This is a genomic window from Azospirillum sp. OGB3 (assembly GCF_014192915.1).
Classification (GTDB): domain Bacteria; phylum Pseudomonadota; class Alphaproteobacteria; order Azospirillales; family Azospirillaceae; genus Azospirillum.
The window spans coordinates 107,075-123,580 of the sequence record NZ_JACHYN010000016.1; the positions used below are offsets into that span (position 1 = coordinate 107,075).

Annotated in this window: 18 protein-coding genes; 10 read left to right on the forward strand and 8 right to left on the reverse strand. The window is 70.1% G+C overall.

Features of this window, described 5'->3' with window-relative positions; translation table 11 throughout:
• Positions 1–25 precede the first annotated feature (25 nt).
• Complete coding sequence (gene htpX, locus FHW79_RS25375; RefSeq protein ID WP_183181469.1) at positions 26–916, reverse strand: zinc metalloprotease HtpX; 891 nt, start codon at positions 914–916, stop codon at positions 26–28.
• A 168-nt stretch (positions 917–1,084) separates the two neighbouring features.
• Here htpX and FHW79_RS25380 point away from each other — a divergent pair, with 168 nt between their 5' ends.
• The 3 genes from FHW79_RS25380 to FHW79_RS25390 all read left to right on the forward strand — a co-directional run bounded on the left by FHW79_RS25380 (position 1,085) and on the right by FHW79_RS25390 (position 2,367).
• Positions 1,085–1,267: a succinate dehydrogenase assembly factor 4 gene (locus tag FHW79_RS25380; protein ID WP_183181470.1), complete on the forward strand. Its 183-nt coding sequence runs from the start codon at positions 1,085–1,087 to the stop codon at positions 1,265–1,267.
• A 162-nt stretch (positions 1,268–1,429) separates the two neighbouring features.
• Complete coding sequence (locus FHW79_RS25385; RefSeq protein WP_247884600.1) at positions 1,430–1,930, forward strand: thermonuclease family protein; 501 nt, start codon at positions 1,430–1,432, stop codon at positions 1,928–1,930.
• An 80-nt stretch (positions 1,931–2,010) separates the two neighbouring features.
• Positions 2,011–2,367 carry a hypothetical protein gene (locus FHW79_RS25390; RefSeq protein ID WP_183181471.1) on the forward strand — a complete coding sequence of 119 codons (357 nt, stop codon included), beginning with the start codon at positions 2,011–2,013 and terminating at the stop codon, positions 2,365–2,367.
• A gap of 68 nt (positions 2,368–2,435) precedes the next feature.
• Here FHW79_RS25390 and acs read toward each other — a convergent pair whose 3' ends face one another.
• Positions 2,436–4,376, reverse strand: a complete 1,941-nt coding sequence (acs, locus tag FHW79_RS25395; protein ID WP_145677153.1) for an acetate--CoA ligase — start codon at positions 4,374–4,376, stop codon at positions 2,436–2,438.
• Positions 4,377–4,687: 311 nt separating this feature from the next.
• Here acs and FHW79_RS25400 point away from each other — a divergent pair, with 311 nt between their 5' ends.
• Complete coding sequence (locus tag FHW79_RS25400; protein WP_183181472.1) at positions 4,688–5,050, forward strand: hypothetical protein; 363 nt, start codon at positions 4,688–4,690, stop codon at positions 5,048–5,050.
• 45 nt (positions 5,051–5,095) lie between these two features.
• On the opposite strand, the gene FHW79_RS25405 is transcribed toward FHW79_RS25400, so the two are convergent.
• The 5 genes from FHW79_RS25405 to tsaD form a co-directional block, all read right to left on the reverse strand.
• Positions 5,096–5,509 carry an EVE domain-containing protein gene (locus FHW79_RS25405; RefSeq protein ID WP_183181473.1) on the reverse strand — a complete coding sequence of 138 codons (414 nt, stop codon included), beginning with the start codon at positions 5,507–5,509 and terminating at the stop codon, positions 5,096–5,098.
• Between the two features lie 15 nt (positions 5,510–5,524).
• Entirely contained in the window at positions 5,525–5,809 is a 285-nt protein-coding gene (locus tag FHW79_RS25410) for a YciI family protein (RefSeq protein ID WP_183181474.1), read from the reverse strand.
• Positions 5,810–5,915: 106 nt separating this feature from the next.
• Positions 5,916–6,926, reverse strand: coding sequence for an NAD(P)H-dependent glycerol-3-phosphate dehydrogenase (locus tag FHW79_RS25415; RefSeq protein ID WP_183181475.1), 1,011 nt, complete (start codon positions 6,924–6,926; stop codon positions 5,916–5,918).
• An 83-nt stretch (positions 6,927–7,009) separates the two neighbouring features.
• Entirely contained in the window at positions 7,010–7,477 is a 468-nt protein-coding gene (locus FHW79_RS25420; protein ID WP_183181476.1) for a GNAT family N-acetyltransferase, read from the reverse strand.
• A gap of 13 nt (positions 7,478–7,490) precedes the next feature.
• The gene (tsaD, locus tag FHW79_RS25425) at positions 7,491–8,564 is read right to left on the reverse strand and encodes a tRNA (adenosine(37)-N6)-threonylcarbamoyltransferase complex transferase subunit TsaD (protein ID WP_183181477.1); all 1,074 of its coding nucleotides are present in this window, start codon (positions 8,562–8,564) and stop codon (positions 7,491–7,493) included.
• 76 nt (positions 8,565–8,640) lie between these two features.
• Between tsaD and FHW79_RS25430 the strand changes: the two genes are divergently transcribed.
• The 6 genes from FHW79_RS25430 to FHW79_RS25455 all read left to right on the forward strand — a co-directional run bounded on the left by FHW79_RS25430 (position 8,641) and on the right by FHW79_RS25455 (position 15,492).
• Positions 8,641–9,477, forward strand: a complete 837-nt coding sequence (locus FHW79_RS25430; RefSeq protein WP_183181478.1) for a class I SAM-dependent methyltransferase — start codon at positions 8,641–8,643, stop codon at positions 9,475–9,477.
• 101 nt (positions 9,478–9,578) lie between these two features.
• Complete coding sequence (gene hemC, locus FHW79_RS25435; RefSeq protein ID WP_183181479.1) at positions 9,579–10,505, forward strand: hydroxymethylbilane synthase; 927 nt, start codon at positions 9,579–9,581, stop codon at positions 10,503–10,505.
• A gap of 12 nt (positions 10,506–10,517) precedes the next feature.
• The gene (locus FHW79_RS25440; protein WP_183181480.1) at positions 10,518–11,273 is read left to right on the forward strand and encodes a uroporphyrinogen-III synthase; all 756 of its coding nucleotides are present in this window, start codon (positions 10,518–10,520) and stop codon (positions 11,271–11,273) included.
• A 62-nt stretch (positions 11,274–11,335) separates the two neighbouring features.
• Positions 11,336–13,207: a mitofilin family membrane protein gene (locus FHW79_RS25445; RefSeq protein ID WP_183181481.1), complete on the forward strand. Its 1,872-nt coding sequence runs from the start codon at positions 11,336–11,338 to the stop codon at positions 13,205–13,207.
• Positions 13,204–14,613: a heme biosynthesis HemY N-terminal domain-containing protein gene (locus tag FHW79_RS25450; protein WP_183181482.1), complete on the forward strand. Its 1,410-nt coding sequence runs from the start codon at positions 13,204–13,206 to the stop codon at positions 14,611–14,613. Before FHW79_RS25445 ends, FHW79_RS25450 begins: the two co-directional genes overlap by 4 nt.
• A gap of 408 nt (positions 14,614–15,021) precedes the next feature.
• A complete protein-coding gene (locus tag FHW79_RS25455; RefSeq protein ID WP_183181483.1) occupies positions 15,022–15,492 on the forward strand; it encodes a Rid family hydrolase in 471 nt (156 codons plus the stop codon).
• Here the strand turns inward: FHW79_RS25455 and FHW79_RS25460 are convergent.
• A complete protein-coding gene (locus tag FHW79_RS25460; protein WP_183181484.1) occupies positions 15,467–16,447 on the reverse strand; it encodes a LysR family transcriptional regulator in 981 nt (326 codons plus the stop codon). The two genes, FHW79_RS25455 and FHW79_RS25460, sit on opposite strands and share 26 nt — an antisense overlap.
• Positions 16,448–16,506: the final 59 nt, after the last annotated feature.

Below are 16,506 nucleotides of genomic sequence, written 5' to 3' on the forward strand. Positions count from 1 at the left end.
CAACCGCGAACCGAGCCGCCTTCGCTCACCCCCAGGGGCTGCGCGGCATGAAAGAGGGGCCGGCCATGCCGCGCAGGCGGCGCACCCGTTCCTCCATGTTCGGGTGGGTGGAGAACAGGCTGTCGAAGCTGCGCCCGTGCAGCGGGTTGGCGATGAACAGGTGCGCCGTCGCCGGGTTGGATTCCGCCGCGTAATTGGGAATCTGGTGGGCGTAGTTGTGAATGCGGGTCAGCGCGTCGGCCAGCCACAGCGGGCGCCCGCAGATTTCCGCGCCGATCCGGTCGGCCTCGTACTCGCGGGTGCGGCTGATCGCCATCTGGACGATCATCGCGGCGAAGGGAGCCAGCACGGCGATCAGGATGCCGCCGATCAGCCCCAGCGGGTTGCCGCCCTGCCCGTTCTGGCTGTTGCCCTGCGACGCGCCGAAGAACATGCCGAAGTTGGCGAGCATGGAGATGGCGCCCGCGATGGTCGCCGTGATCGTCATGATCAGCGTGTCGCGGTTCTTCACATGGGCCAGCTCGTGCGCCATGACGCCGGCGATCTCTTCTGGGCTCAGCAGGCGCAGCAGGCCGGTGGTGGCGGCGACCGCGGCGTTCTCCGGGTTGCGCCCGGTGGCGAAGGCGTTGGGCTGGTCGTTTTCCATGATGTAGACGCGCGGCATCGGCAGGCCGGCGCGCTCGGCGAGCTGCTGGACAATGCCGTAATATTCGGGGGCGGTGTAGGCGTCGACCTCCCGCGCGCCGTACATGGACAGCACCATGTCGCCGGAATTCCAGTAGCTGAACAGGTTCATGCCCAGCGCCATGACGAAGGCGATCATCATGCCGCCCTTGCCGCCGATCAGATAGCCGATGCCCATGAACAGGGCGGTCAGGCCGGCGAGGAGGATGGTGGTCTTCACATAACTGGTCATGGCGGTGTTCTCTTGACGGTGTTCCGGGCGATCTTCTGGACGGTTTCACTGTTGGTTGGACAGGATGGCCCCGGCGGGGCTTTCCGCCGGGCCTGTCTGGTGATATGGGCTTGGCGGAAGGCATCGTTCAAGATGGCCAAGCACCGCACCCGACCCCAGAGGACGGCCATGACCGAGACGAAGACCACCGGCCCGGCACCGCAGGATGCCGCGAAGCCCGACGCCGAAAAGACCCCCGAAACCGGCGCCAAGGGACCCGAACAGATGCCCGGCGAGATCGGCGGTCCGCAGGGACCGGAGCCGACCCGCTTCGGCGATTGGGAGTTCAAGGGCCGCTGCTCGGACTTCTAAGCCAGCGCTTTTAGGATCGATTGCCTCTGCATTCCCGTTTGAGAATTGAACACATACGCATTCAGGACAAAATACCTAGGTTGTGCTTGATGCGTTCTGGTTCGCGCGCTACTCTGTGACCGGTTCGCCGCTTCGCGAACCGGTGCCCGGAGAGGTCGCGCCATGGGATCGCCCGTCATGGGATCGCCCAAGTCCATTCCCCCATGCCCGGTCCGCTCCGCCGGGATATGGCTGGCGTTTCTCCCCATTCTGCTGGCCGGCACCGTCCAGGCTGCTCCGCCCACCCTGCCCGGCCCGATCCCGGCGGAGGTGCTGGAGGTCCTGGATGGCGACACGCTGCTGGTGCGCGCCACCATCTGGCTGGGTCAGGTGGTGGAAACCCACATCCGGGTGGACGGGCTGGACGCGCCCGAGATGCGCGCCCGCTGCCCCCGCGAGCGGGAACTGGCCGAGACCGCCCGCGACCACGCGCGCCGCCTGATCGGGGCCGCCCCGGTGCGGCTGCTCGACATCCAGCCCGACAAGTACGGCGGGCGGGTGCGCGCCCGCGTGCTGACCGGCGGAGGGGACGACCTGTCGGCCGCGCTGATCGAAGCGGGACTCGCCCGCCCCTACCACGGCGAACGGCGCCAGCCCTGGTGCGACGGGACGGGCATGGGCTAACCCGGTTCCACCAACGGGTGAGCTGGGAACCCGCCGTCTCGCTCCGCTGTTGCCCCTCCCACCAAGGAGGAGAGCGAACCATGACGACCCAGGCCTCGTCTTACGTCCCCGGCGCCATCGCCTTGCTGGCCGCCAGCCTCGCCCTGTCCGGAGCCGCCGTGGCGCAGGACGCCAAGACGATGGAGGGCGGTCTCGGCGCCGCCCCGCCGTCCCAGGGCGAAGCCTGGATGGAATCGACCGGCGCCCAGGACCCGACGTTGGGCGAGCGCCGCACCGAGAAGCAGAAGAACGCGGCGGAGACCCGCGCGCAGGGCCGCATCGGCGCCGTCCCCGACGCGGCAAGCGGCGAGTCCGGCCTGAAGCCCGGCACCGCCGAGTCCGTGAAGAATCAGTCCGGCAGCGGAGCCTCCGGCGGCTCGGACACCGCTCCCAAATAACGGCTCCAAAACGAAACCGGGGGCCACGAAGGCCCCCGGTCCGTAGACAGATCCGATGAACGCCGTGGTCAGGCGTTGTTCATGCGGTTCTCGATCAGGTCGGTCACGACGGTCGGATCGGCCAGCGTCGAGGTGTCGCCCAGGCTGTCGTGCTCGTTCGCGGCGATCTTGCGCAGGATGCGGCGCATGATCTTGCCCGAGCGGGTCTTCGGCAGGCCCGGCGACCACTGGATCAGGTCCGGCGAGGCGATCGGGCCGATCTCCTTGCGCACCCAGGCCACCAGTTCCTTGCGCAGCTCCTCGGTCGGGCTTTCCCCGGCGTTGAGCGTGACGTAGGCGTAGATGCCCTGGCCCTTGAGGTCGTGCGGGTAGCCGACGACGGCGGCCTCGGCGACCTTCGGGTGGGCGACCAGCGCGCTTTCCACTTCCGCCGTGCCCATGCGGTGGCCGGACACGTTGATCACGTCGTCCACGCGGCCGGTGATCCAGTAGTAGCCGTCCGCGTCGCGGCGGCAGCCGTCACCGGTGAAGTAATAGCCCGCGAAGGTCGAGAAGTAGGTCTGGACGAAGCGCTCGTGGTCGCCGAACACCGTGCGCATCTGGCCCGGCCAGCTGTCGGCGATGCACAGGTTGCCTTCCGTCTCGCCCTCCAGCTCCTTGCCGTCGTTGTCCACGACGACCGGCTTGACGCCGAAGAAGGGCTTGGTGGCCGAACCCGGCTTCTGGCCGATGGCGCCCGGCAGCGGGGTGATCAGGATGCCGCCGGTCTCGGTTTGCCACCAGGTGTCGACGATCGGGCAACGGCCGTCGCCGACCACGTTGTAGTACCACAGCCAGGCTTCCGGGTTGATCGGCTCGCCCACCGATCCCAGGATGCGCAGCGAGGACCGCGAGGTCTTCTTCACCGGAGCCTCACCCTCGCGCATCAGCGAGCGGATGGCGGTCGGGGCGGTGTAGAAGATGTTGACCTTGTGCTTGTCCACCACCTGCCAGAAGCGGGAGATGTCCGGATAGGTCGGCACGCCTTCGAACATCAGCGTGGTGGCGCCGTTGGCCAGCGGGCCGTAGACGATGTAGCTGTGGCCGGTGACCCAGCCCACGTCGGCGGTGCACCAGTAGACCTCGCCGTCCTTGTAGTCGAAGACGTACTGGTGGGTCATCGACGCGTAGACGAGATAGCCGCCGGTGGTGTGCAGCACGCCCTTCGGCTTGCCGGTCGAGCCCGAGGTGTAGAGGATGAACAGCGGGTCTTCCGCGCTCATCTCCTCCGGCGGGCAGTCGGCGGAGACCGACGCGATCTCCTCGTGGTACCAGAGGTCGCGGCCCTCGGTCCAGGCGACGTTGCCGCCGGTGTGCTTGACGACCAGCACGTGCTTGACGCCCGGCGCCGCGGCGACGGCCTTGTCGGCGTTCGCCTTCAGCGGAACCTTGCGGCCGCCGCGCAGGCCTTCGTCGGAGGTGATGACGAAGTGGCTGTCGCAGTCGACGATGCGGTCCTTCAGGCTGTCCGGCGAGAAGCCGCCGAACACGATGGAGTGGATGGCGCCGACGCGCGCGCAGGCCAGCATGGCGTAGGCGGCCTCGGGGATCATCGGCAGGTAGATGGTGACGCGGTCGCCCTTCTTGACGCCGTTCTTCTTCAGAACGTTGGCGAGGCGGCAGACCTGCTCGTGCAGTTCCTTGTAGGTGATGTGCTTGGAAACGCCCGGATCGTCGCCCTCGAAGATGATGGCGGTCTGGTCGCCGCGCGTCGCCAGATGGCGGTCGACGCAGTTGGCGGAGACATTCAGCGTGCCGTCGTAGAACCACTTGATGTGGACGTCGCCGGTGTAGCTGACGTCCTTCACCTTGCTGTAGGGCTTGATCCAGTCGATGCGCTTGCCCTGCTCGCCCCAGAAGGCTTCCGGATCGTTGATCGATTGCTCGTACAGGCGGGCGTAGGCGGCTTCGTCCACGTAAGCGGTCTTGGCGATTTCCGGCTTAACAGGAAAAAACGAATTGTCGGACATTGGCTCGCGATTCCCCCGTAGTGCTTCTGGTTACGCCCTGAAGGGCTGTTGGGGAGCGGCTTCCGACCGCTCCTGTTGCGGGACATTATCCACACAAGTTCCCGTCACCACAAGCAGAACGGCTGATTGTCCGCCCTCTCCATCGGAGCTTTCCGCTCCACTTTGTTGCAGCGCACCGCCCGTTCCTTTGACTTCACCAGCGTCCACGGCCGCACGACCGCGCGACTATTTGTCGCGGATAATACGAAAGCATGATGACGCCCTTCGCGGGGCCGCTTAACCCGGTCTTAACCGCCGCATCGTTAGCGTGCATGCTGTTCACCCAACAGCAGGGCACCGGGATGGCCAGCACGACCAACGCGGACGGCACGGCCGGAAACGGCACCACCGGAAACGGCACGTCTGGCGGCAGCGCCGGACAGGGCATGGAACTGGGCATGGAACTGGCCGGGCGCCTGTCGGAGATGGGCAGCCGCACCAGCCTGATGGTGATCGACGCCACCCTGCGCACGGCGTCGCTGGCGGAGCTGGAGGCGTCCGGTTCCGCCGCCCTGGCGCCGTTCGGGCAGGAGGCCGGCTTCGCCGGAGCCGCGGCGGAGATGCAGGCGCTGGCCCGCCGGATGCTTCAGGCCACGCAGGATTTCCAGGCGGCCATCTGCGAGCCGGCGGACTGATCCGCCGCCACAGACGGCCGCGCTCTCAACAGATTCAGGGAACCGTCACGCCTCGATCCCGGCCAGCGCGCAGACATGCGCCCATTCGGCGTCCGACACCGGGCAGACCGACAGGCGCGACTGCTTGACCAGAGCCATGCCCTGAAGCAGCGGATCGGCCTTCATCGTCTTCAGCGTGACCGGCTTCTTGACGGGCAGCAGCGCCCGCACGTCGACCATGCCGAAGCGCCCCGCCTCGTCGCTCGGGTCCGGGTAGTATTCCCGAGCGATCTCGACGACGCCGACCACCTCCAGCCCCTCGTTCGAGTGGTAGAAGAAGGCCCGGTCGCCGACCTTCATGGCCTTCAGGTTGTTCGACGCCTGATGGTTGCGCACGCCGTCCCAATGGGTGGTGCCGTCAGCGACCATGCGCTCCCACGAATATTTGAAGGGCTCCGACTTCAGAAGCCAGCGGGCCATCGCCGTCCGCCCCGGTCAGGACTTCGGGTAGACCCGGCGCCACGCCCGGATCTCCACGTTCTCGAACAGGCCGGCCTGGGCGTAGGGGTCGTTGGCGGCGAACGCCTTGGCGTCGGCCTCGTCGGCGCACTCCACGATCAGCAGGCTGCCGGCCATGCCCTGCCCGTCGTCGGACAGCAGCGGGCCGGCGGCGAACAGGCGGTCGGCGTGCGCCTCCAGATAGGCCAGATGGGCCGGGCGGTTGTCGGTCCGCACCTGAGCGGCGCCGGCCTTGTCGGTGCAATGGAACATGTACAGCATGGCTTGAGTCTCCCGTTCGGTCGGGCGCGAGCCTAGCGCAGCCGGGGCCGCCGCGGAAGGTGCCGAACCTCCTCGTGAAGGCCTTTCTGTCGTCGTGGTGCTTTCCTCAGCGCCCTTCCCCGCGGAACGGCCGCGACAGCAGCCCGTCGATCGTCGCGTCCAGCCCGGCGCCGCGGTTCAGGATGGCGTCCACGGCGGCACACAGCGGCATGTCGACGCCCTTCTTCCCGGCCAGCCCGACCACCGCGGCGGCGGTGTAGACGCCCTCGGCGACGGAGCGGCGCTCCGCCAGCACCTCGGCCAGCGCCCGGCCGGCGCCCAGGGCGGCGCCCAGCGACATGTTGCGCGATTGCAGGCTGGAGCAGGTCAGCGTCAGGTCGCCCAGCCCGGACAGCCCCATCAGCGTCTCCGGCCGGCCGCCGAGCGCCAGGGCCAGCCGGGTGATCTCGGCCAGCCCGCGGGTGATCAGCGCCGCCCGCGCGTTGTCGCCCAGCTTGCGGCCTTCCACCACGCCGCAGGCGATGGCCAGCACGTTCTTCACCGCCCCGCCGATCTGCGAGCCCACCACATCGTCGGACAGGTATGGGCGGAAGGTGCGGCTGCCCAGCGCCTCGACCAGCCGGGCGCCCAGCGCGGCGTCGGCGCAGGCCAGGGTCACCGCGGTCGGCAGGCCGCGCGCCACCTCCGCCGCGAAGGTCGGGCCGGACAGCACGGCCAACGGGGTCCCCGCCGGCAGCGCGGCCGCCGCCGCCTCGCTCATCAGGGCGTGGCTGTCCAGCTCGATCCCCTTGGCGCAGATGACCAGCGGGGTGCCCGGCCGCAGATGGGCGGCGAGGCCGGCGCAGGCGCTGCGCAGATGCTGGGCCGGGGTGACGAGGAGGATGGCGTCGCAGGCGGCGGCCTCGCCCAGATCGCCGGTCGCGCGCAACTCGGCGGGCAGGGTCACCCCCGGCAGATAGTCGCGATTCTCCCGCGCGGCGTTGACCGATTCGACCACCGCCGGCTCGCGCGCCCACAGCAGAGCCTCCCGCCCGGCGCGCAGGGCGGCCAGAGCCAGCGCCGTGCCCCAGGCCCCGCCGCCGATCACGCCGATGCGCCGGAAGTCCGTTGCCGCCATGGATGCCCCCCGTTTTTAAGACTTGCCTTGAAAGAATCGCCCGACTGTTTAGGCGGAGCGTCCCCGGTCCGCAACCCGGTCGGTCACGCCTCCGGCGTCAGCAGAAGCTTCATCCCGACATGGCTCGCCCGGAAGCCCAGCCGCTCGTAGAAGCGGTGGGCGTCGGTGCGCCGGGTCTGGCTGGTCAGCTGCACCATCACGCAGCCCTCGGCGCGGGCCAGCGCGATGGCGTGCCGCATCATGGCGCTGCCGATCCCCTGGCCGCGCAGCGCGCCGTCCACCTTCACCGCCTCCACCGTCGCCCGCGCCGCGCCCCGGCGGGCCAGCCCGTGGGTGACGGTGAACTGAAAGCAGCCGACGATCCGCCCGTCCCGCTCCGCCAGCACGATGGAATTGCCCGGCTGGGCCGCCATGCGGTCGAAGGCGTCCCAGTAGAGCGGGTCCAGCGGCTCTGCATAGACGTCGCCGCCGGTGGACAGGGCGTCGTCGGCGGTCAGCCGGACGATCTCCGGCACGTCGTCGCGCCCGGCGGTGCGGAAGGTCAGGGTCACGACGGCATCATCCTCACGCCTTCACGCCGGAGCCGACTCCGGCCTTGCCGATGGCCGGCTTCGCGCTGGGGTCGAGCGGCCAGCGCGGGCGCGGCGCGAAGTCCAGCGGGTCGGTCTGGCCCAGCCGCAACCGCTCGATCCCCGCCCAGGCGATCATCGCCGCGTTGTCGGTGCACAGCCGCAGCGGTGGCGCCACGAAGGGCATGCCCTCGCGGTCGGCCAGCGTCTGCAGGCGGGCGCGTAGCGTCCTGTTGGCCGCCACGCCGCCGGCCACCACCAGGGCGCCGCCCTGCGGGTGCATCTCCTTGAAGCGGCGCATGGCGCGGGCGCAGCGGTCGGCCATCACCTCGGCCACCGTGGTCTGGAAGGCGGCGGCGAGGTCGGCCTGGTCCTCCGCCGACAGGGGCGTTCCCAGCTCCTCGACATGGCGCCGCACCGCGGTCTTCAGGCCGGAGAAGGAGAAATCGCAGCCGGGGCGCCCGACCATCGGGCGCGGCAGCTCGAAGCGGCCCGGGTTCGTCGCCAGCGCCGCCGCCTTCTCCAGCAGCGGCCCGCCGGGATAGCCGAGGCCGAGCAGCTTGGCCGTCTTGTCGAACGCCTCCCCCACCGCGTCGTCGATGGTGGTGCCGAGCCGCCGGTAGCGGCCCACCCCCTCGACCACCAGGAGCTGGCAGTGCCCGCCGGACACCAGCAGCAGCAGGTAGGGGAACGGCACGTCGTCGGTCAGCCGGGCGGTCAGCGCGTGGCCTTCCAGATGGTTCACCGCGACGAAGGGCAGACCGCGCGCCGCGGCGATGGCCTTGGCGGTCATCACCCCGACGATCACCCCGCCGATCAGCCCCGGCCCACCGGTCGCCGCCACGGCGTCGATGTCGGCGAAGCCCAGCCCGGACTCCGCCATGGCGCGGCGGATCAGCCCGTCCAAATGCTCCAGATGGGCGCGCGCGGCGATCTCCGGCACCACCCCGCCGTAGGGCGTGTGGTCGTCCAGCTGCGAGAGCACCACGTCGGCGCGGATCTCCCGCGCGTCGGTCACAATGGCCGCCGCCGTCTCGTCGCAGCTCGTTTCGATTCCAAGAACGATCATGATGGCCGTCAAACTAGCCGTCTCCACCGCTCTGGTATAGGGTCTTGGCCCGGATTCTTCAGGGTTTTCCCTTTCCATGAACAAGGACGTCCCCGACGACGACGCCAGCATCGTCTATTACGACGGCGACTACCCCTCGCTGGAGATCGGCGAGGCGCGGGCCGAGCATGCGGCAACGCTGGCCCGCCTCGGCATGCTGGGCGACGTGCCCTTCTACACGGAGCGCGCGGCGGCAACCGGCGGCCCGGTTCTGGAGATCGGCTGCGGCACCGGCCGCCTGACCATCCCGCTGGCCCGCGCCGGGCACACGGTGTGGGCGGTGGACGTCTCCGCCGCCATGCTCGACCAGCTCGGCGCCAAGCTGGAACGCGAGGCGCCGGAGGTGCGGGACCGCGTCCACATGGTGCGGCAGGACGCCGCGGCGCTCGACCTGCCGGTGCGGGATTTCCGGCTGGCGGTCATCCCCTTCAACGTGCTGATGCTGATCCCCGACCTGACGGCGGAGCGCCGCACGCTGGCCGCCGCCGCCGCCCATCTGGCGCCCGACGGCATGTTGGCGCTGGACGTGATGAACCCGCTGACTCTGCCGATGGACGCCGAGACGAAGCCCAGCCCGTCGGAGCCGCGGCGCAACCCGCACAGCGGCAACCGCTACATCCGCAACAGCCTGGCCACCCGCCTGGACGAGCGGCAGTGCCAGCGCATCCACGGCTGGTACGACGAGCTGCTGCCGGACGGCAAGATCGCGGTGACCGAGTACGGCTTCACCTGGCGGATGATCTTCCGCTACGAGCTGGAACTGATGCTGGAGAGCGCCGGATTCGCCATGGAACGGCTGGCCGGCGATTTCGAGGGAGCGCCCTGGACGGTGGACAGCCGCCGCATGGTCGTCACGGCCCGGCGCGCGCAATGAGATGCGCATCATGAGATGCACGGCGAAGTCTTTCACCAAAGAGTAGCAGGCCCGTCACCAGGGCTTGCAAACCGCGGTGGATCGCCTAGAACACTGGCCCCATGACCCAACCGCTCCGCATCGGCACGCGCGGCAGCCCGCTGGCGCTGGCGCAGGCCCACGAGACCCGCGACCGGCTGATCGCGGCGCACCCGCATCTGGCCGCCCCCGGCGCCATCGAGATCGTCGTCTTCAAGACGACCGGCGACCGCATCCTGGACCGCACGCTGGCCGAGGCCGGCGGCAAGGGCCTGTTCACCAAGGAGTTGGAGGACGCGCTGCTCGACGGCCGCGCCGACCTCGCCGTCCATTCGATGAAGGACGTGCCGACCTGGATGCCGGACGGGCTGGAGATTTCCACGCTCCTGCCGCGCGAGGACACGCGCGACGCCTTCTTCTCGCGCGGCGGCCATACGGTGGACACGCTGCCTGCCGGGTCCGTCGTCGGCACCGCGGGCCTTCGCCGTCAGGCCCAGATCCTGGAGCGGCGGCCCGACCTGACGGTCGTCCCCTTCCGCGGCAACGTTCAGAGCCGCCTCGCCAAGCTGGAGGCCGGGGAGGTCGACGCCACCCTGCTGGCGCTCGCCGGGCTGCGCCGCCTCGGTCTGACCGATCGCATCACCGCCGTGCTGGAGCATGAGGAGATGCTGCCCGCCGTCGCCCAGGGCGCCATCGGCATCGAAATCCGCAGCGCCGACGAGGCCACCCGCGCCCTGCTGGCCCCGCTGAACTGCGCGGCCACCACGGCCCGCGTGACGGCGGAGCGCGCGCTCCTCGCCATGCTCGACGGCTCCTGCCGCACTCCCATCGCCGGGCTGGCCACGCTGGACGGCGACCGGCTGCATCTGAAGGCCAAGGTGCTGTCCAACGACGGACGGCAGGTCTTCCGGGCCGAGCGCAGCGGCAGCGCCGGCGACGCCGCGGCGATCGGCGCCGACGCCGGGGCGGAGATCAAGGCGGTCCTGCCGCCCGACTTCTTCAAGAGCTGACGGCGGCCGGCGATGGCGGCCCCTCACCTCCTGGTCACCCGTCCGGCGGAGGATTCCGAGCCGCTGGCGGCCCGTCTGCGCGCGCTGGGCTTCACCGTGTCGGCGGAGCCGATGCTGGAGATCCGCTGGCTGGACGGGCCGGAGCCGGACGTCGGGAACGTACAGGCCCTCCTCTTCACCAGCGCAAACGGCGTACGGGGATACACCAGACGTACAAGCCGGCTTGACCGTCCGGTCTATGCGGTCGGCGACGCCACCGCGACCGCCGCCCGCGCGGCCGGTTTCACGCAGGTCGAAAGCGCGTCCGGCGACGTGTACGCGCTGGCCGATCTGGTGCGCCGACGCTGCAGCGCGGCGGCGGGTCCGCTACTTCATGTCGCAGGAACCAAGCTCGCCGGAGACCTGTCGGCCCTGCTGGGGGAGTCCGGATTTTCCATCCTGCGGGAAACGCTGTACGACGCCGTTCCGAGCGCACGGCTGTCGGACGGCACGGCGGCGCTGCTGCGTACGGGAACACTGGACGCCGTGTTGTTTTTCTCTCCCCGTACCGCCCGTTCGTTTGTTAGGCTTGTCGCCGAGGCCGGGCTCATCGACCGCTGTCGTACAGTGGACGCGCTCTGCCTCAGCCCCGCGGTCGCGGAGGCTGCCCGCGCGTACGGTGAGCTGGGAGTGACACCGTGGCAGAACGTACGGGTGGCGCCACGGCCGGAGCAGGACTCTCTGCTCGGCCTGCTGCCGGAAGCATCCGGCGGCACGGGCCGGGCTTGAGCGCATCCGCTTGGGGGCTTGTGTGGCGTTCGTTGAGAACAACTGCGACCAGAAGGCACCCAATGACCTCTCGCCCAGGCTCCGAACACGAGGCTGACCCGAACGGCCACACGCCGTCCGACCAGAACCAGACGCCCAACCAGAACCAGATGGCCGACCAGAATCAGGTGGCCGGCGGCCCCGCCGTCGAACGCATCATCGAGCGCTTCGGCGGCATCCGTCCCATGGCCCACAAGCTGGACATCCCGGTCACCACGGTGCAGGGCTGGAAGAAGCGCGGCGCCATTCCGCTGGCCCGCCACGCCGACCTCCGCGCCTCCGCCGCCAAGCATCGCATCAAGCTGAGCGAAGCCGACCTGGAAGCCGCCACGCCGAGCGAGGACCGCAACGCCCCGGACGCCGCCGGCTCGGTGACGCCGCTGCCGCCGGACGCCGCCATCATCGCGTCGGCCTCCCCCCTCCCCAGGAGCGCCGAGCCGTTCAAGACCGAGCCCGGCAAGACCGAGCCCGACCAGAACGAGCCCGGCAGGACCGAGGACACCCTGCCGGGCGCCGACACGCTGCCGGGTGGCGGGCCGGTGCCGGCCACGGATTTGCCGCCTTCCACCCTGCCGCCCGCTGCGGACACCCTGCCGCCCTCCACTTTGCCGGGCGCCGACACGCTGCCCGGCGGCGAGGTGAGGGCCGAGACGATCAAGGTCGAGGAGACCCGGATCGAGGAGGGCAAGGCCGATCCCTTCAAGTCGGACGAGGTCAAGAGCGAGACGCCGCCGCCGGTGGAGCCCCCCGCCCCCGCCTACACCGCCTCCTCCTACGAGCCGCCGCGCTATGAGGCGCCGCGGGAGGAGCGCAAGTCCGGCGCCGGCTTCGCCACCGCCGTGTCGCTGATCGCCCTGCTGGTCGGCGCCGCCGCCTTGTCGCAGCCCTGGTGGGGCCCGCGCGTTCCCGGCTGGCCCACCGCCGGCGGCCCCGCCGCCCCGTCCGCCGCCGCCCCGGCGGCGCAGCCCGACCCGGCCCTGCGCAACCAGATCCAGCAGTTGACCGAGCGCCTCGCCAAGCTGGAGCAGCGCCCCGCCGCCCCGGCCGAGGGCAACGCGGCCGCCGCCGGCATCGACCAGCAGACGCTGGACAACGCCGTCGGCCAGCTCGCCGCCCGCATCCAGCAGCTCGAGCAGCGCCCGCAGGCCGCCGCCGAAGCCGCCCCGGCCGAGCCCGACCCGCGCGTCGCCCAGCTGACCGAGCAGCTCGGCCAAGTCCAGCAGCGCGTCGACTCGGTGGGCAGCGAGGTCCAGGCCGCCGGGCAGATCCGCCAGGAGGTGGACGCCCTGAAGCAGGAGCTGGCCGCCGTCAACCAGGCGGTGGAAACCCGCCGCGACGCCGCCACCGCCGCCCAGGCGCTGGTGCTGGCCGCCGGGCAGCTCCGCTCCGCCCTGGCCGCCGGGCAGCCCTTCCAGCAGGAACTCCAGGCCGTCCGTGCCGTGGCGTCGGGCGACGCCCAGGTGACGCAGCCGCTGGAGGCCGTGGCCGGCTACGCCGGCAAGGGCGTGCCGACCCAGCCGCAGCTCACCGACCGCTTCTCCGCCATGGCCTCCGACATCGTGCGCGCCGACAACCAGGGCGAGGGCAACGACTGGGTGGAGCAGGTCACCGGCAAGATCGCCACGCTGGTCACCGTGCGCCGCTCGGGCGGCGACGCGGTCGGCGACGGCGCCTCGGCGGTGGTCGCCCGCGCCGAAGCCGCGCTGCAGGCCGGCAACCTCGGCGGCGCGGTCAACGAGCTGGCGGCCCTGAAGGGTCCGGCGGCGCAGGTCGCCGCCCCGTGGATCGCCGACGCCAAGGCCCGTCTGGCCGCCAACGAGGCGGGCCAGCAGCTCACCAACCGCGCCATCGGCCTGCTGTCGCAGTCCGCCGGTGTCAAGGGAGCGGCCCAATGACACGCGCCATCTGGTTCATCATCAAGGTCGCCATCGTCGTCGCGATCGCGGTCTGGCTGGCCAACCACCCCGGCACCCTCGCCATCAACTGGCAGGGCTACGTCGTCGAGACCGGCATCGGCATCGCCATCCTGATCGGCGTGGCGGCTCTGGCGGCGGGCATCGTCCTCTACCGGCTGGCCCGCGCCATCCTCGGCGCCCCGCGCAACTACGGCCGCTACCGCCGGTCGCGCCGGCGCGAGCGCGGCTATCAGGCGCTGACCCGCGGCATGGTCGCCGTCGCCGCCGGCGACGCCACGACCGCCCGCAAGATGGCGCGCAAGGCCGACGGGCTGCTCAACGAGCCGCCGCTGACCATGCTGCTGTCGGCCCAGGCCGCCCAGCTCCAGGGCGACGACCGCGCGGCGAAGGAATACTTCACCGCCATGCTCGACCGGCCGGAGACCGCCTTCCTCGGCCTGCGCGGGCTGCTGACGCAGTCGCTGAAGGCCGGCGACCGGGTGGAGGCTCTGCAGCTCGCCCGCCGCGCCCAGTCGCTCCAGCCCAACACGCCCTGGCTGCTCGGCACGCTGTACGACCTGGAAGCCCGCTCGGGCGAATGGGCGGCGGCGGAAGGCACGCTCCAGCAGGCCGTCCAGGCCGGCGCCATCAACCCCGACGACGGCCGCCGCCACCGCGCCACCCTGCTTCTGGAGCGCAGCTTCGAGGCGGAGCGCCGCGGCCGGTCCGACTCGGCCCTGTCGCACGCCCAGGCGGCGCACGACCTGCTGTCCGGCTTCGTCCCGGCGGCGGCCCGCGCGGCCCGGCTGCAGATGGCCATCGGCAAGCACAAGAACGCCGCCAAGACCCTCGAGCGCTGCTGGCGCGTCAACCCGCACCCGGACCTGACCTCGGCCTACCGCGAGGTGGTGTCGAGCAACGACCCGATGACCCGGGTCAAGATGTTCGAGAAGCTGCGCAACCATGCGCCCAACGACGTCGAGTCGCTGCTCGCCGTAGCCCGCGCCGCCCTCGACGCCCAGCTCTGGGGCGAGGCCCGCGCCCATCTGACCAAGGCGCTGGAGATGCGGCCGTCGCGCCGCGTCTTCCAGCTCCTGGCCGAGCTGGAGCGGGCGGAGCGGCAGGACGAGGAGGCGGCGCGCGCCTGGCTGGCCCAGGCGGCCAACGCCCCGGCGGACGCGGCCTGGACCTGCAGCGCCTGCAACGCGGTCAGCCCGAGCTGGGGCGGCCTGTGCGGCCATTGCGGCGCCTTCGACAGCCTGGAATGGAAGACCCCGACCGTCAGCATGTCGCTGATGAGCCCGGAGTCGGCGCCGACGGCCATCGCCCACCACGCGACGGAGCCGGTCACCGGCCAGCCGGGCGTCGCCCCCGGAGGCCAGATCGCCCCCCAGGGAGCGACCTGATCCCACGCCGGTCGCAGCATGAAAAAAGCCCCTTCCCGGTCCGCCGGGGAGGGGCTTTCTTTTTGGGGGATTGGTGGAAACGCGGGGATGGTGAGCCTAAGGCCCCATTTAAGGACGGTGCTTGCCTGTTTTCCGTGTGGAGGCTCTGCCGGATCGGCCACAGCTGTCGCCTGGACGATCACTGCTCCCTCGCAGAACAATTGCATGCCCCAGGTAATGCAGGCGGCGGTCCGGCTGCCTCCGCTCCAGGAGAACAGCGACCAGCCGGCGGACTGGGATCCTCGGCCAACGGCATTTGAGCACGATCAATTCCGCAGGAATGCCGTTTGCGGAGCGCGTCGGACCATGGCGATTATTTGCAGGCGCTGGACCGCCGGAGGGATCAGCCACCGACCGAGGAGACACGAGATGCAGACCGCCACCGCCATCAAGGCCGCCGCCATCAAGAAGGAAGCCGCCTATCTGGGCGTGCCGTGGGAGGACGCCTACGGCTATGCCCAGGCGATCAAGGTCGGCAACACCATCCGCGTCTCAGGCCAACTGAGCCATGACAGCGAAGGGAAGCTGATCGCGCCCGCCGCCCTGAACGACGAGGGCAGGCCCGCCGATTTCTCGACCATGGAGCAGCAGATGCGCACCACTTACGCCAATGCAGCCAAGCTGCTGGCGCAGTTCGGTGCGAGCCTGGACAACGTGGTGGAGGAAACGCTTTTCGTTTTGGACGTCGATGCCGCTTTCGCCGTTGCGGCCAAGGTCCGCGGGGAAGCCTACAACACGGCGCGTCCCCAATGCGCCAGCAACCTGATCGGCGTGACGCGCCTGGCGTTCCCCGAACAGATCATCGAAATCACGTTCACTGCGGTACTGCCGGAAACCTGAGCGGACGCCAAGGACCGTTGAGCGCGCCGCTCGGACCGGATGGTCTTTCCAGACGGCCTTCGACAAGCTCGCGGTGCTGGCCGATGGCCTCGATGCAATGGCTCATGAACGCGTAAACACGGCCCGACCTGCGGATATCGGGATGGGTCAGAAGCCACAGGTCGTCCGTGAGCGCCGGCTCGACCGGTCCCACACGCTCGATGTCGGGCGACAGGTCGCCAAGCATGCAGGGCAGATACCCCACGCCCAGGCCCGCGGCGATGGCCGCCGCAGCGCCGGCGACCGAGTCCGTACGGTAGCCGATGTTGTCCCGTGGCACACGCCCGTCAACGAACTCGGCCGCCGTCAAGCCCGACAGCATGCCGCCGTACGACACCCATTGACGGTCGGCCATCGGGCGCGCATCGGACAAGGGCGGGGCGGACGCGGAACAGGCGGCGTAGGGAGCCCAGGCAATCGTGGCGACCTTCCGACCGAACAGGTTCTCCGGGGGCGTCTTGGTAGCCCTGATCGCGATGTCCGACTCCCCACGGGCAAGGTTCAACGCTCCGTTTCCAACGGTCACCTCCATGTTAACCGCGGGATTCAGCGCCTTGAACGATGCGATCATGGGCGTGAGGAAGTAGAGCAGGATCGAATCGCTGGTCGTGATGTGCAGATCGCCCGCATGCCCCTGGGTGTGACCGGAAACCCGCCTCGCCACGCTGACCACGTCCAACTCGATGCGCTCGGCGAGTGCGACGATCTCTTCCCCCTGCACGGTGGTTACATACCCCGTCCGGCGCCGGTCGAAGAGCGCGGTGCCGAGAACCTGTTCAACCTTTGCCAAGCGCCGCGCGATGGTGGAACCGTTGAGGCCCAGCATCTGGGCAGCCGGTGCCAATGCCCCGTTCTGGGCGATCGCGCGGACGATGCGGAGGTCATCCCAGGACAGCCTGCTGATCAGAGCGCTCATGCAATTCCTTGGCTCTGCTGAGTGTTTGAAAGCAAAGCTCTCCCTTCCATGCCACAAGG